The organism is Actibacterium sp. D185-2, assembly GCF_054954595.1.
In genome coordinates, this window is record NZ_JBPWNX010000002.1 from 332,711 (window position 1) to 346,712 (window position 14,002).

Sequence of the window (14,002 nt, forward strand, 5' to 3'; positions counted from 1 at the left end):
CAAACTCCCGCGCTATGCTTTCGCGCAAGGAAGAGCAGAGCGCCCGAATGGACAAACCAGCACAGCAACAGGTGCGGCGACGCCGGGTGTTCTATATCCCCGGCTATGATCCGATTCACCCCCGCCGCTACCGGGAGCTGTACCGCAAGGAAGGTGCCGCGCAGGCGGTCATGTCCGGCTATGATATCGGGCTGCGCGCGAAACAGGGCGGCGGGCCATATGGCTGGCATGTGACCGCCCGGATCGACGGGGCCGAAGTGACCACTGATGTCGAGGTTCTGGTCTGGTCCGATATCGTGCGCGACTCGATGGATCAGGGCATTGCTGCCACCTATCTGCAACTGATCCGCACCGCCTGGGCCTATATCGGGTCGGGGGCGCTGTTCCGGCTGATGCGGCTGCGCAAGGGGCCGGTGATTGCCGCGCTTTACCCGATCTTCATGCTGCTGGGTCAGCTTGCCCTGGCAATGGCGCTGGCGCGCGGGCTGGGGGCGGTTCTGGGGCTGAGCGGGCTGCCCTTTGCCGGCTGGCTGGGGCTGGTCGCTGTCTGGCCGGTTCTGGCCTGGTTTCGCAAGCACGACAACAGACTTTATGCCTATTACCTGATGCATGATTTTGCCTATGCGGCCCAGTCCCGCGGCGCCAACCCGCCATTGCTGGAGGCCCGTATGACCGAATTTCGCGCCACCATCGCCGACGCCCTGCGCGCGGATGTGGACGAGGTTCTGGTGGTGGGCCATTCGTCGGGGGCGCATCTGGCGGTGTCGATCCTGGCCGATCTGATCCGCGACGGGGTGCCGGACGGCGGGCCCGTCTTGTCGTTTCTGTCGCTGGGACAGGTGGTGCCGATGGTGTCGTTCCTGCCGGGCGCGGACCGGCTGCGCGCCGATCTGCACTACCTGTCGGCGCGCGATGAGCTGACCTGGGTCGATGTCACGGCCCCCGGCGACGGCTGCGCCTTTGCGCTGTGCGATCCGGTGGCGGTGACCGGCGTGGCGCCTGCGGACAAGCGCTGGCCGCTGGTACTTTCGGCCGCTTTCAGCCAGACCCTGAGCCCCGCGCGCTGGAAAGAACTGCGCTGGCGGTTTTTCCGGCTGCATTTCCAGTACCTGTGCGCGTTCGACCGACCGCATGATTATGATTACTTTCGGATCACCGCCGGGCCGCTGACGCTGGGCGCGCGCTATACCGGGCGGCCCCCCTCGAAAAGCAGGATCGAGGCGGCGGTATCGGGCTATCGGACGATGGCCGCATGACGACCCCGCCCAAACCCGCCAGCCGCCCCGAGCGCGTGTCGCTGCTGCGCTATCTGCGGCTGTTTCGCGACGACATCCTGTCGGCCCAGCCGGCCAAGCTGTACCGCGCCAAGATGGCCGAGTTCCGCACGCCGTTCTTTCGCTCCTATCTGGTCAACGAACCCGATCTGATTGATCTGGTGCTCAAGCAGCGCCCGCTCGATTTCCCCAAATCGGGCCGGGTCGGCGAAGGGCTGCGGCCGCTGCTGGGCAATTCGGTGTTTCTGACCAACGGCGCCACATGGCAGCGCCAGCGCCGCATCATCGACCCCGCGTTCGAAGGCGGGCGGCTGCGTGACACGTTTCCGGCGATGGTCGCGGCGGGGCAGGCGGCGGCGGCCCGGCTGTCGGACGGCGTGCAGGAGATCGAGGCCCAGACCAGCCACGCGGCGGCCGACGTGATCTTTCGCACGTTGTTTTCGATCCCGATCGAGCATGAGATCGCGGCGCGGGTCTTTACCCAGTTCCGCGACTATCAACGCACCCAGCCGATCCTGAATCTGGCCGCCTTCGTCCCACTGCCGCGCTGGGTGCCGCGCTTTCACCGGGCGCGCACCAGGGCCACCGCGAAATCGATCCGCGCGCTGATCACCGAGCTGACCGCCGCGCGCGGGGCCGCGATCCAGGCGGGCACGGCGCCCGACGATCTGGTGACCAAGATCATGACCACCGCCGATCCGCAGACCGGTGCGCGGTTCGATACCGAAGAAATGGTCGATCAGGTGGCGATCTTCTTTCTGGCGGGGCATGAAACCTCGGCCTCGGCACTGGCTTGGGCGCTGTATCTGCTGGCGCTTTACCCCGATGCGCAGGACCGGGTCGCGGCAGAGGCGGCAGCGTTCGGAGAAAACCCAGATTTTTCAGACATGTCCAAGCTGAAGTTCACGCGCGACGTGTTCCGCGAGGCGCTGCGCCTGTATCCGCCGGTGCCGATGATGGTGCGCGAAGCGACCCGGCCCGAACAGTTCCGCGACCGTGCCGTGAAACCGGGCAGCCAGATCGTGCTGTCGCCCTGGCACCTGCACCGGCACGAACGATTGTGGGACCGGCCCGACGATTTCGACCCCGACCGCTTTGCCACCGAAAACGGCAAGACCTGCCTGCGCGGCGCCTATATGCCGTTTTCATCCGGGCCACGGGTCTGCACCGGCGCGGGCTTCGCGATGGTCGAGGGGCCGCTGCTGCTGGCCCTTTTGCTGCGCGCGTGGCGGTTCGAGCGGGTCGAAGGCCGCGACCCTGTGCCGGTGGCGCATCTGACGGTGCGCGCGAAAGACGGGATCTGGCTGAAGCTCAGCCGTCGTCAGACCCCGCCGGCACCAGCCGCGTAACCCCTACCGCCCCGGCACGGGCCAGGTTCGGATCCAGCGACATCGGCACATATTCACCGCGCCGCCACAGTTCGCCCAGATCGTCGTAATGGCGCGACAGCGGATGGCCCGACTGGCCGGTGGCGGTGATGAAGACCGAACTGTCGGGATCGGCGAAATCATAGACCCCGCGATAGCCCGCCGCGTGGACGTTGGAAAAGGGCCGCGGATCGGTGCCGCTGGTCAGGCCGCGTTGCAGGGTGTTGTCGCCGCCGCTGGTCGACTGCCGGATATTGACCAGCCATTTCAGCACCGGCACCTCGCCCAGCACCGGGTGGTCGTGCAGCGCCTGATGCGCATCGCCCCAGCGCAGGCTTTCCAGACTGCCGCCGTGATGCTCCGCGATCCAGATCAGCGCTTCGTCCAGCGCGATGCGGGCGGTGTCGGAACAGGTTTCAACCGCGGTGGACTGGCGGATGTCGCACCAGGCGCCGGCGCCGTCCACATCGCGGAACACGCGCTCGATAAACAGCGGCTCCACATGCGGAAAGGCATCGGCCAGCGGGCCCAGATCGTCGCGGATCAGCCGATCCTGCAGGGCGCGCAGCCAGGCGGCATAGATCAGCGGTTCGGGCATATGCTCGTTCATCTCGCCGTTCCAGTTGGCCAGCAGCTCCAGCGCTTTCTGGCGCTGGCGCGCGGGCGTGTTGTCCGCGGCGGGTTCGCCGGTGTACCACAGATCGCGCGCAATCAGCGGCAGCAACGCGCGGGCGGTGAAGCTGACCGTATCCAGTTGCGCCTCGATAAAGCTTTCGCGGGTATGCACCTCGCGGCTTTGCATCAGCTTGCGCCAGCGCTGGATGCGTTGACTGTCGCCCCAGCTGAAGCTGACATGCCGCGGGAACGGGCGGTCCACCAGCTTGTTGTTGGTGTTGCCCAAAATGCCGCCTTCGGGGTTCGTGAAGCGTGGATTGTCGTCATAGGGAAAGGTGCCCTGCCAGCGGTTGTCGGCGATCCAGCCGGGCGCGGGCATCCGCCCCTGGGTCTGGTGGCGAGCATCGCGGCGCGGCATCGCGCCGACCATCTGCAGGGCGATGCTGTTCTTGTCGATCAGGGTCAGGTTCTGCGCCGGGGCCTGCCAGTCGCGCCCGGCCTCGATCGCCTCGTCGACCGATTGCGCCGCCATCAGTTTCAGCGCGGCGGTGGCTGACCGGTCGTGGTCGCCCAGCGCGGTCCAGGCGATTGCCGCCACATGGCCCGGCGGTGTGATGGCACGCAGCCCGTAATGGCCGCCGGGCAGGACCGGGCCGTTTTCGGTCCAGCGCAGGGTGACGGTCAGCGGTTCGTGATCCTTGATGCGGATGATCGACCGGCGGGTCGTGAACCGCTTGTACCCGTCCGGGGTCAGGTATTCCTCTGGGTTTTCGGGGTTCAGCTTTTCGATATAGACATCGACATCGTCCAGATAGGGTGTGGTCAGGCCCCAGCCCAGATGCGCCGAGCGGCCCGCCAGAATCGTAGGCGAGCCCGGCACCGAGCCGCCGATCACCCCGCCGGTCGACAGATCCAGCCCCGCCAGATACCAGATCGTCGGCGCGGTCAGTCCCAGATGCGGATCATTGGCCAGCAGTGTGCCGCCCGCGGCCGAACGTGATGGCGCCACCGCCCAGGCATTGGACGCCCCGGCCAGATCGCGCGGCGCGACCGGCGACAGCGGATCGCGCGGTGGATTCAGTGCGGCCATGCCGGGCTGCACGCCGGGCATCAAAGAGGCATAATTTGGCAAGGCGGCCACGCCCGGCCCCGGCACATCGGGCAGGATATCGGGCACCCGGTCTTCGGGCAGGGCCAGCGACAGCGACAGCCGGGCGCGCAGCACCTCGGTTTCCAGATGGCCGGTCAGTTCCATCGCCAGCAGCTTGCCGATGGCGATGGAATCGGCGGGCTGCCAATAGGCGACCTCGTTCGAGAACAGAAAGAATTCAGGCGCGCCGCGGCCCAGCGCCTGCGCGTTCACCTGCGCGATGCGGGCATTCACCCCCCGGGCATAGGCGGCCAGCGCGGCCTTGACCTGATCGTCCTGCGCGGCGACGGATTTGACCGCCAGCCCATAAAGATCGAACCGGCGCAGCAATTCGTCGATCTTGACGGTGCGTTCGCCGAACAGCTCGCTCAGCCGGCCCTGCGCGGTGCGGCGCAGCATGGTCATCTGCCACAGCCGGTCCTGCGCATGGGCGAAGCCAAGGCCGAAATACACGTCCTCGTCGGTTTGCCCCGAAATATGCGGCACATTGGCGTTGTCGCGTACGATCTCGACCGGGCCCGACAGCCCTTGGGCCCGCACCGTGGCGTCATATTCGGGCAGTGAACGCGAGGCCAGGTAATAGGTGCCCAGCACCGCCAGCGCCGCCAGGGCGGCCAGGGCGGCGAACAGGCGCAGCAGCCAGCGAAAGAGTATCGGCATGGAATTCCCGTATATTGCGGCCGGCGCAGATTAGGGCAAGCGCATGTCCGGGGGAAGCGGGGCGGCGGTAACTTTTCGCCCGCCCGCGCGGCTGTGTATCACGGAATGATGCGGGTGTATTTCGTGCCTTCCAGCGTGGCGCCCAGGATCAGCCCGGCCTGGCCAAAGACCACGGCGATGATCGGGTCCAGCGCGGTCAGGGTTTCGGCCGACAGGTTGCCGCCCTGATCGTTCAGCGCATATTCCATGTCCGCCCCGGCCGACCAGCCCGACGAGCGGCGGAATTCCGACAGCGCATCCTCGGTCATGAAGAACAGCGCATGGGCATATTGCTGCGCGCCGATCTGAAGGCCGAAGGTGGCCTGGGTGGCGGAATAGTAATCCACGGTCACGTTGTCGATCCGCAGCGCGCCCTTGCCATAGGCGCCACCGAACACGAAGCCGGCCTTGGTGATCAGCGGCATCCACAGGATGCCCTGCGCCTTTTGCGCCAGATCATAGGTGCCGGGATACTGATCGAACAGATAGTTGCGGGTCGAGTCCACCCGCGCGTCCAGCGTCGACGCCCCGTCGGAGCCCACGCCATTGCCGCAGCCTGCGGTCAGCGCCGTGGTGGCGCCCGCGGCCATCATAAACCTGCGGCGGGAATACATGGTCATGTCACTGCCCTCATCATGCCTGTACGGATCGGCACTTTTTGTGCCGTTCCCCTACCTATAGGGGTTTTCGCCTGTTCTGTCACCAATACATATGGCTGTGCGGCGGTTTCCCGCGTCTGATCACAGCGATTTCAACCGCCGCGCTACCGCTGGCGCGAAATAGGTCAGGATCCCGTCGCAGCCCGCGCGCTTGAAGGCCAGCAGGCTTTCCATCATCACCTTGTCGCCATCAAGCCAGCCGTTCTGCGCCGCCGCCTGCAACATCGCGTATTCCCCCGACACCTGATAGGCATAGGTCGGTACGCCAAATGTGTCCTTCACCCGGCGGCAGATATCCAGATAGGGCATCCCCGGCTTGATCATTACCATGTCGGCGCCTTCCATCAGGTCGCGTTCGATCAGGCGCAGGGCCTCGTCGCTGTTGGCCGGGTCCATCTGATAGGTGTTCTTGTCGCCGGTCAGCGCGCCGGTGGCCCCGACCGCATCGCGGAACGGGCCATAAAAGGCCGAGGCATATTTCGCCGAATAGCTCAGGATTGCCACATTGGCGTGGCCGTCCTGCTCCAGCGCCGCGCGCATCGCGCCGATCCGGCCGTCCATCATGTCCGACGGACCCAGAATATCGGCCCCGGCTTCGGCCTGGGCCAGCGCCATCCTGACCAGCGCCGCCACGGTTTCGTCATTGACGATCTCGCCGCCGCGCACGATCCCGTCATGGCCGTTGATGTTATAGGGATCAAGCGCGATATCGGTCATCACCGCGATTTCGGGCACGGCGGCCTTGATCGCGCGAATGGCGCGGTTCGACAGGTTGTCGGGGTTCCAGGCTTCTTCGCACAGTTCGGTCTTCAGCGCGGGGTCGGTATAGGGAAACAGGCAGATCGCCGGAATGCCCAGCTTTGCCGCCTCTTCGGCCGCCGCCACCGCCCGGTCGATCGACAGACGGTTGACGCCGGGCATAGAGGGCACGGGCTCTTCCACGCCGTGGCCGTCGCGCACGAAAATCGGCCAGATCAGATCGTCGACGCTCAGTGTGTTCTGACGTACTAGTGCGCGCATCGCGGCGGATTTGCGGGGCCGGCGCAGACGTGTGGCGGGGAAGGGGGCGACGGTCGGGCGCATCACAGGCTCCTTGGGCGGCGTTTGTATCTGGGTGACATGGATTTGGCCGCATCTCAAGGGTGGGAATCGGCTGTGCGCGTCGTTAACCTATTCGGCAACGCAGAATAAAGAGGGCAGGCATTGGACTGGTACAAGACCGTCTTTGAAGTGATCGACATGCGATCCTTCTCGAACCTGTGGTACTGGATCGCGCTGGCCGTGGTGTGGTCGTCGGCGGCGCATTGGGTGCTGGGGGTTCCGTTCGACCTGATCCAGCGCGGCGCGCGCCAGGGTGGCCAGGCCGAGGCCGATCTGAACGACATGGTGCGGATCAACGTGAACCGCATCCTTTATATTTCCGGCATGTCCGGCATGTGGCTGCTGGGGCTGGCCTGTTTCGGGCTGACCACGCTGGCGGTGCTGGGCTTCTACTACTGGATCGAGTTCTGCCAGGCGGTTCTGCTGCTGGCGGTGCCGCTGACACTGGTGGGCGGGCTGAGCATCCACACCGCGCACCGGATCGCGCGGGCGGGCGCCACCGGCCCGCAATTGCACCGGATGCTGCGCCAGCACCGGCAGGCCACACAGGCGATCGGGATGCTGTCGATCCTCGTCACCTCGCTGTGGGGGATGCATCAGAACCTGTCGATCGGCGCATTGGGCGGTTGACAGGGCGGCCTGCTGGGTTAACTGACGCCTCCATGTCCCAGCCCGATCACATCACCGTCGGCGGCGCGCCCGAAGGCTTCGACGCCCGGCTTCTGGCCACAGAGCTGACCAAGACCGGAAAGCCGGTCCTTCATGTCGCACGCGATGACAAGCGCATGGCCGCGATGCGGGCCGCGCTGTCGTTCTTTGCCCCCGATGCGGTGGTGCTGGACTTTCCCGCCTGGGATTGCCTGCCCTATGACCGCATGTCGCCCAATGCCGAAGTGTCGGCGGCGCGGATGGCGACGCTGGCCGGGCTGGCGCATGGGGTGCCGGGGCCGTTCATCCTGTTGACCACGCTGTCATCGGCAACCCAAAGGGTGCCGGCCCGCGCGGTGCTGCAAGAGGCCGCGTTCAGCGCCCGCGTGGGTCAGCGCATAGATGAAGCCGCGCTGCGCAACTTTCTGACCCGCATGGGGTTTTCACAATCGCCCACGGTGATGGAGCCGGGCGACTATGCGATTCGCGGCGGGATCATCGACATTTTCCCGCCCGGTCAGTCCGGGCCGGTGCGGCTGGATCTGTTCGGCGATGTGCTGGACGGCGCGCGGCGTTTCGATCCGGCCACCCAGCGCACCACCGAGACACTGACGGTTGTGGAACTGGCCCCGGTGTCCGAGGTCATTCTGGACGAGCCCGCGATCACCCGGTTCCGGCAGAACTATCGTATCGAGTTCGGCGCGGCCGGCAGCGACGATCCACTGTACGAGGCCGTCAGCGCCGGGCGCAAGCATCAGGGCGCCGAGCATTGGCTGCCGTTCTTTCACGAGCGGCTGGAAACCCTGTTCGACTATCTGCCCGATGCGTCTGTTTTTCTGGACGATCAGGTGACGGCCAGCCGTCTGTCGCGGTGGGAGAGCATCGAAGACCAGTACGACACCCGGGCCGAGGCGATGAGCCAGAAAAGCCGGATGGACACGGTCTATAAACCCTGCCCGCCGGGGCTGCTGTATCTGAATGATGCCGATTGGGACACCGCGATTGCGGGCCACCGGGTGCTGCGGCTGAACCCCCTGCCACAGGGCACCGGCCCCGGTGTGATCGACGCGGGGGGGCGGATCGGGCGCAATTTCGCGCCCGAGCGGCAGCTTGAACAGGTCAGTCTTTTCAGTGCTCTGGCCGATCACGTGAAGGTCCGGCGCGACGAGGGGCCGGTGATTATCGCCTCGTATTCCGACGGTGCGCGCGAGCGGCTGGGCGGGTTGATGGAGGATGAGGGCGTCACCGATGCTCTGCCGATCACCGACATCCGCGACGTGAAACCGGGCCGGGGGCTTTATCTGGCGGTCTGGGCGCTGGAGCACGGCTTTCAGGGGCCGCAGCTTACCGTGATTTCGGAACAGGACGTGTTGGGCGACCGGCTGATCCGATCCCCCAAGAAACGCAAGCGGGCCGAAAACTTCCTGACAGAGGCGCAATCGCTGTCGCCCGGCGATCTGATCGTGCATGTGGAACATGGCGTGGGCCGCTATAACGGGCTGGAAACCATCACCGCGATGGGTGCGCCACATGAATGTATCGCGCTGGAATACGCCGGCGGCGACCGTCTGTTCCTGCCGGTGGAAAATATCGAGCTGCTCAGCCGTTACGGGCACGAAGAGGGGATGCTCGACAAGCTGGGTGGCGGTGCCTGGCAGGCCAAGAAGGCCAAGCTGAAGGAACGCATCCGCCAGATCGCCGACAAGCTGATCCGGGTGGCCGCCGAACGCACCCTGCGCCGGGCGCCGATCCTGGAGCCCAGCCATCATATGTGGGAAACGTTCAGCGCCCGCTTTCCTTACGAGGAAACCGAGGATCAGCTGCGCGCGATCGAGGATGTGCTGGGCGATCTGGCCCAGGGCAGCCCGATGGACAGGCTGATCTGCGGCGATGTGGGCTTCGGCAAAACCGAGGTCGCGATGCGCGCGGCCTTTGTCGCGGCGATGTCGGGGGTGCAGGTGGCGGTGATCGCGCCCACCACGCTGCTGGCGCGCCAGCACGCCAAAAGTTTCCGTGAACGGTTCCGGGGCTTTCCGGTCGAGGTGCGGCAGCTATCGCGTTTCGTCGGGGCGAAAGAGGCCGCCAAGACCCGCGAAGGGCTGGCCGACGGCACGGTCGACATCTGCATCGGGACCCACGCGCTGTTGGCAAAAAACATCCGGTTCCAGAACCTCGGCCTGCTGATCATCGACGAGGAACAGCATTTCGGCGTCAGCCACAAGGAACGGCTGAAGCAGATGCGCAGCGATATCCATGTGCTGACCCTGACCGCCACGCCGATTCCACGCACGCTTCAGATGTCGCTGACCGGGGTGCGCGATCTGTCGATCATCGGCACCCCGCCGGTGGACCGGCTGTCGATCCGCACCTATGTGTCGGAATTCGACGCGGTGACGGTGCGCGAGGCCCTGCTGCGCGAGCATTACCGGGGCGGGCAAAGCTTTTACGTGGTGCCGCGCATTTCCGACCTGCCCGAGATCGAAGAGTTCCTGCGCGACCAGGTGCCCGAGGTCACGTTCATCACCGCCCATGGCCAGATGGCGGCCGGCGAGCTTGATGACCGCATGAACGCGTTTTACGACGGCAAGTATGACGTGCTGCTGGCCACCACGATCGTGGAATCCGGCCTCGATATCCCGACTGCCAACACGATGGTGGTGCACCGGGCCGACATGTTCGGGCTGGCGCAGCTTTACCAGATCCGCGGCCGGGTCGGGCGCTCGAAAACCCGCGCCTATGCCTATCTGACCACCCAGCCGCGCAAGCCGCTGACGCCGCAGGCCGAAAAACGGCTGCGGGTTCTGGGTAGCCTCGATACGCTGGGCGCCGGGTTCACGCTGGCGGCACAGGATCTGGACATTCGCGGCGCTGGCAATCTGGTGGGCGAGGAGCAGTCCGGCCATGTGCGCGAGGTGGGGTTCGAACTCTATCAATCGATGCTGGAAGAGGCGATCGCGCGGATCAAGTCGGGCGAGGCCGAGGGGCTGAGCGAAGACGACGGCCAATGGGCGCCGCAGATCAACCTGGGCGTGCCGGTGCTGATCCCCGACACTTATGTGCCCGATCTGGACGTGCGGCTGGGGCTGTACCGGCGGCTGTCGGGACTGCACAGCAAGGTCGAACTGGAAGGCTTTGCCGCAGAACTGATCGACCGGTTCGGCAAGCTGCCCAAAGAGGTGAACACGCTGCTGCTGATCGTGCGGATCAAGGCGATGTGCAAGAAGGCCGGGATTGCCAAGCTGGATGGCGGGCCCAGGGGCGCCACGATCCAGTTCCACAACGACAAATTCGCCAATCCCGCCGGGCTGGTCGCCTTCATCCAGGCGCAGGAGGGGATGGCGAAGGTCAAGGACAACAAGATCGTCATCCGACGCGACTGGGCGCGCGACAGCGACAAGATCAAGGGCGCCTTCGCGATTGCCCGCGATCTGGCCAGGAATGCGGCCGCCTGAACGGGCCGGCCGCTATTCGGCCAGTTGCGGCGCTTCGTCCATGCGCGCCTGCCACATGATCGCCACCGCAATGCTGGCGCAAACGAACGCCCCGGTCAGCAGCGGCACAATCGTGCCGTTGAACGCGGCCCCGATCGGCGCGGCGACAAGAACCGACAGGATGGTCGAGATCCCCCCGACGATCGACGCCCCGACCCCGGCGATATGGCCCAGCGGCTGCATGGCCAGTGCATTGAGGTTGCCGAAGGTCATTGAGTTGAGAAAGAAGAACGATACCGTCCAGACAAAGAAGACGGGAAAGGCCAAAAACCCGGGAATGATGCCGGTTGCCGCAGCCAGAAGATAGCCGCCCGACAGCACGACCTGAACCAGATAGGCCACAACGCTGATCCGCCACATGCCAAAGCGGATCACCAGCTTTGCATTGATGATCGCCCCGAAGGCCGCCAGCAATGCGCTCAGACCGAACCACAGCGGAAAGCTGGTCGCCTTGCCAAAGATCTGATCATAGACCTGCTGGGTCGAGGTCAGGATCGCGAACATGGCACCCAGCCCGAACGCCATGACCAGGATATACATCGTCACATGGCGGTTGCTGAGAACCTCCTTGGTGCCCGCCACAAAGGTATGCGGGCGCAGCGGGATCCGGCGCTCGGGCGGCAGGGTCTCGGGCTGGCGCAGACCCAGCCAGGTGCCGCCGATCAGGCCGAACGCGATGAAGGCCAGAAAGATGCCGCGCCATCCGGCCCCGGCCACGATCAGCGCGCCCATCGACGGGGCGACCGCGGGGACCAGCGCGAACAGCGTCATCACAAAAGAGGCGATCTGGGCCATGGCGCGCCCTGCATACAGATCGCGGATCATCGCCACGCTCGCGACCCGCGGCCCGGCGGCACCCAGCCCCTGAATCAGCCGCGCCAGCAGCAGCACCTCCAGCGTCGGGGCGATGGCGGCAAGCATGGCACCGGCAATATAAAGCGCCATCCCGCCGATAATCGTTCTCCGGCGCCCCAGCGCGTCCGAGACCGGCCCAGCCCCGAATGTGCCCAGCCCAAGCCCCAGCACGAAGGTGATCACGACCAGTTGGGCGCGGTTCACGTCCTGCGGGGTCAGATCGGTGGCGATTTGCGGCAGCGCGGGCAGCATCGCATCGATCGAGAACGCGACCGTGGCCGTCAGAAGCGCCAGCATCGACACGAATTCCGGCTTTGAAAGGCGGGTCTTGGGCATAGGGGATCCGTTACTGAAATGAGGGTCGCCAGGCAAAGTGCAAAACTGAACCGAGCGGTTTGATAAGTCGACCCTATGCCCGCCCGCCACCTGATGCCAGAGGCTCTACTGTGCCTTCATGCACAGAGTCTGACCGAAATAGCGGGAAATCGCACAAACCGGGGGCGTGGCGACAGCTCAGGCGCTGCCGGTCAGATCTGTGGTCAGTTCGTCGATCACGCCGGTCCACATCGCGGCGGGCTGTGCGCCAACCACCGCGTGCTTGTCGGCCACGATGAAGGTGGGCACACCGGTCACACCACGTTCGCGCGCATGGGCGTCGCGGGCGCGGATCTGATCGGCATCGGCGTCGCCGTTCAGCAGGCGGCGGATAATGGCGCCGTCCATCTCGGCCCGCTCGGCGATCTGCACCAGAACATCGGTATCGCCGATATCCAGACCCTTTTCGAAATACGCCTCGAACAGAAAGGACACGACCGGGGTCTGGCAACCCTCGATCCCGGCCCAATGGATCAGCCGATGCGCGTTCAGCGTGTTGGGTGTGCGTTCGATCGCGGCGAAATTGATCATCAGCCCGGCCTCTTCGGCGGCTTCGGCAATTCTGGAATAGACCGCGACCGCCTGTTGCTTGCCGCCGAATTTCGCTTCCAGATAGCTGCGCCGGTCGGCCCCTTCGGGCGGCATTTCGGGGTTCAGCTGAAACGGGTGCCACTCGATCGTGAACGGATGACCGGGCCGCTCGGCCAGCGCGCGGTCCAGATTGGTCTTGCCGATATAGCACCACGGGCAGATCGGATCGGACAGGATATCAAGCTTGATCATGGGGGGCCTCCCGGCCCTGGTGCAGGGCGCAGCGGTTCAGTTTGACGATGTCGTTCTTGGGCACCGTTTCCAGATACACATACAGGCGTGGCTGCTTGCCCGGGGGGCGTGAGCGCCACCCACGCGATCCTGCCGGGCAGCGCGGGTACAGAAGCCGGCGCATGGGCGGCCGGATTGCACGGGGCGGGGCAGGGCGGCGCAGCCGCTTTATCGAACAAGGCTTGCATGGCTCCGTGCTACCCGCCAGCCCTGCCAGTTGCAAGCGATCGGCGCGCGCGCTAGATGCACACAGCATGAGCGAACCGGACCAACCCAGCCTGATCCGCCTGGCCCGCGCCACGGGCGAGGAACCGCGCGTCGAGCCGGTCAACCTCGGCCAGCGCGTGCGCGAGTTGCGCACCGCGCGCGGCTGGACGCTGGAACAGGCGGCCAATCAGGCCGGGCTCGCCCGCTCGACCCTGTCGAAGATCGAGAACGGCCAGATGTCGCCCACCTATGAGGCGCTCAAGAAACTGGCCGGGGGGTTGGCGATCTCGGTACCGCAACTCTTTACCCCGCCGCAAAAGACCCAGGCCAACGGCCGCATGACCGTCACCCCTTCGGGCCAAGGCGCGGCCCATGCCACCACTACCTATGAGCATGAATTGCTGGCCGGTGCCCTGACCAAGAAACAGATGCTGCCCTACCGCGCCCGGATCCGGGCCCGCAGCATGGATGAATTCGACGGCTGGGTGCGCCATGACGGCGAGGAATTCCTCTATGTGCTGACCGGGGTCATCACCCTTTATACCGAATTCTACGAACCTCTGGAAATGCGCCGTGGCGACAGCGCCTATTACGATGCCACCATGGGCCATAACGTGATCTCGACCAGCGCAGAGGACGCGACGATCCTTTGGGTCACCTCACTGGTCTAACCGCTTCTTTTTCGAACAAATATCCCCGCCGGAGGCAAACCCGAGCATCCGCAGGATGCGAGATAAGG

The 14,002-nt window shown here is 65.4% G+C and carries 10 protein-coding genes; 5 read left to right on the top strand and 5 right to left on the bottom strand.

What is annotated here, in order from left to right; genetic code table 11:
* Positions 1-47 precede the first annotated feature (47 nt).
* Positions 48-1,256 carry a hypothetical protein gene (locus ACSR1C_RS05165; RefSeq protein WP_460258268.1) on the top strand — a complete coding sequence of 403 codons (1,209 nt, stop codon included), beginning with the start codon at positions 48-50 and terminating at the stop codon, positions 1,254-1,256.
* On the top strand, positions 1,253-2,623 hold the full coding sequence (locus ACSR1C_RS05170) for a cytochrome P450 (RefSeq protein ID WP_460258269.1): 1,371 nt from the start codon (positions 1,253-1,255) through the stop codon (positions 2,621-2,623). Before ACSR1C_RS05165 ends, ACSR1C_RS05170 begins: the two co-directional genes overlap by 4 nt.
* Here ACSR1C_RS05170 and ACSR1C_RS05175 read toward each other — a convergent pair.
* The 3 genes from ACSR1C_RS05175 to hemB all read right to left on the bottom strand — a co-directional run bounded on the left by ACSR1C_RS05175 (position 2,586) and on the right by hemB (position 6,847).
* Positions 2,586-5,066, bottom strand: coding sequence for a penicillin acylase family protein (locus ACSR1C_RS05175; protein ID WP_460258270.1), 2,481 nt, complete (start codon positions 5,064-5,066; stop codon positions 2,586-2,588). The two genes, ACSR1C_RS05170 and ACSR1C_RS05175, sit on opposite strands and share 38 nt — an antisense overlap.
* 98 nt (positions 5,067-5,164) lie before the next feature.
* Complete coding sequence (locus ACSR1C_RS05180; RefSeq protein ID WP_460258271.1) at positions 5,165-5,725, bottom strand: lipid-binding SYLF domain-containing protein; 561 nt, start codon at positions 5,723-5,725, stop codon at positions 5,165-5,167.
* Between the two features lie 120 nt (positions 5,726-5,845).
* Complete coding sequence (gene hemB, locus ACSR1C_RS05185; RefSeq protein ID WP_460258272.1) at positions 5,846-6,847, bottom strand: porphobilinogen synthase; 1,002 nt, start codon at positions 6,845-6,847, stop codon at positions 5,846-5,848.
* A 120-nt stretch (positions 6,848-6,967) separates the two neighbouring features.
* Between hemB and ACSR1C_RS05190 the strand changes: the two genes are divergently transcribed.
* Together ACSR1C_RS05190 and mfd are read left to right on the top strand one after the other, a co-directional pair.
* Entirely contained in the window at positions 6,968-7,495 is a 528-nt protein-coding gene (locus ACSR1C_RS05190; RefSeq protein ID WP_460258273.1) for a component of SufBCD complex, read from the top strand.
* A 32-nt stretch (positions 7,496-7,527) separates the two neighbouring features.
* Entirely contained in the window at positions 7,528-10,965 is a 3,438-nt protein-coding gene (gene mfd / locus ACSR1C_RS05195) for a transcription-repair coupling factor (protein ID WP_460258274.1), read from the top strand.
* Positions 10,966-10,977: 12 nt separating this feature from the next.
* On the opposite strand, the gene ACSR1C_RS05200 is transcribed toward mfd, so the two are convergent.
* On the bottom strand, positions 10,978-12,195 hold the full coding sequence (locus ACSR1C_RS05200) for a multidrug effflux MFS transporter (RefSeq protein ID WP_460258275.1): 1,218 nt from the start codon (positions 12,193-12,195) through the stop codon (positions 10,978-10,980).
* Positions 12,196-12,372: 177 nt separating this feature from the next.
* Complete coding sequence (locus ACSR1C_RS05205) at positions 12,373-13,017, bottom strand: DsbA family oxidoreductase (RefSeq protein ID WP_460258276.1); 645 nt, start codon at positions 13,015-13,017, stop codon at positions 12,373-12,375.
* Positions 13,018-13,310: 293 nt separating this feature from the next.
* Here ACSR1C_RS05205 and ACSR1C_RS05210 point away from each other — a divergent pair, with 293 nt between their 5' ends.
* Positions 13,311-13,934, top strand: a complete 624-nt coding sequence (locus ACSR1C_RS05210; protein ID WP_460258277.1) for a helix-turn-helix domain-containing protein — start codon at positions 13,311-13,313, stop codon at positions 13,932-13,934.
* Positions 13,935-14,002: the final 68 nt, after the last annotated feature.

What these genes read in the sequence shown, in the direction of transcription:
- ACSR1C_RS05165 (WP_460258268.1), top strand. Translation starts at nt 48, where the DNA reads ATGGACAAACCAGCACAGCAACAGGTGCGGCGACGCCGGGTGTTCTAT.
- ACSR1C_RS05170 (WP_460258269.1), top strand. Translation starts at nt 1,253, where the DNA reads ATGACGACCCCGCCCAAACCCGCCAGCCGCCCCGAGCGCGTGTCGCTG.
- ACSR1C_RS05175 (WP_460258270.1), bottom strand. Translation starts at nt 5,066, where the DNA reads ATGCCGATACTCTTTCGCTGGCTGCTGCGCCTGTTCGCCGCCCTGGCC.
- ACSR1C_RS05180 (WP_460258271.1), bottom strand. Translation starts at nt 5,725, where the DNA reads ATGACCATGTATTCCCGCCGCAGGTTTATGATGGCCGCGGGCGCCACC.
- hemB (WP_460258272.1), bottom strand. Translation starts at nt 6,847, where the DNA reads ATGCGCCCGACCGTCGCCCCCTTCCCCGCCACACGTCTGCGCCGGCCC.
- mfd (WP_460258274.1), top strand. Translation starts at nt 7,528, where the DNA reads ATGTCCCAGCCCGATCACATCACCGTCGGCGGCGCGCCCGAAGGCTTC.
- ACSR1C_RS05200 (WP_460258275.1), bottom strand. Translation starts at nt 12,195, where the DNA reads ATGCCCAAGACCCGCCTTTCAAAGCCGGAATTCGTGTCGATGCTGGCG.
- ACSR1C_RS05205 (WP_460258276.1), bottom strand. Translation starts at nt 13,017, where the DNA reads ATGATCAAGCTTGATATCCTGTCCGATCCGATCTGCCCGTGGTGCTAT.
- ACSR1C_RS05210 (WP_460258277.1), top strand. Translation starts at nt 13,311, where the DNA reads ATGAGCGAACCGGACCAACCCAGCCTGATCCGCCTGGCCCGCGCCACG.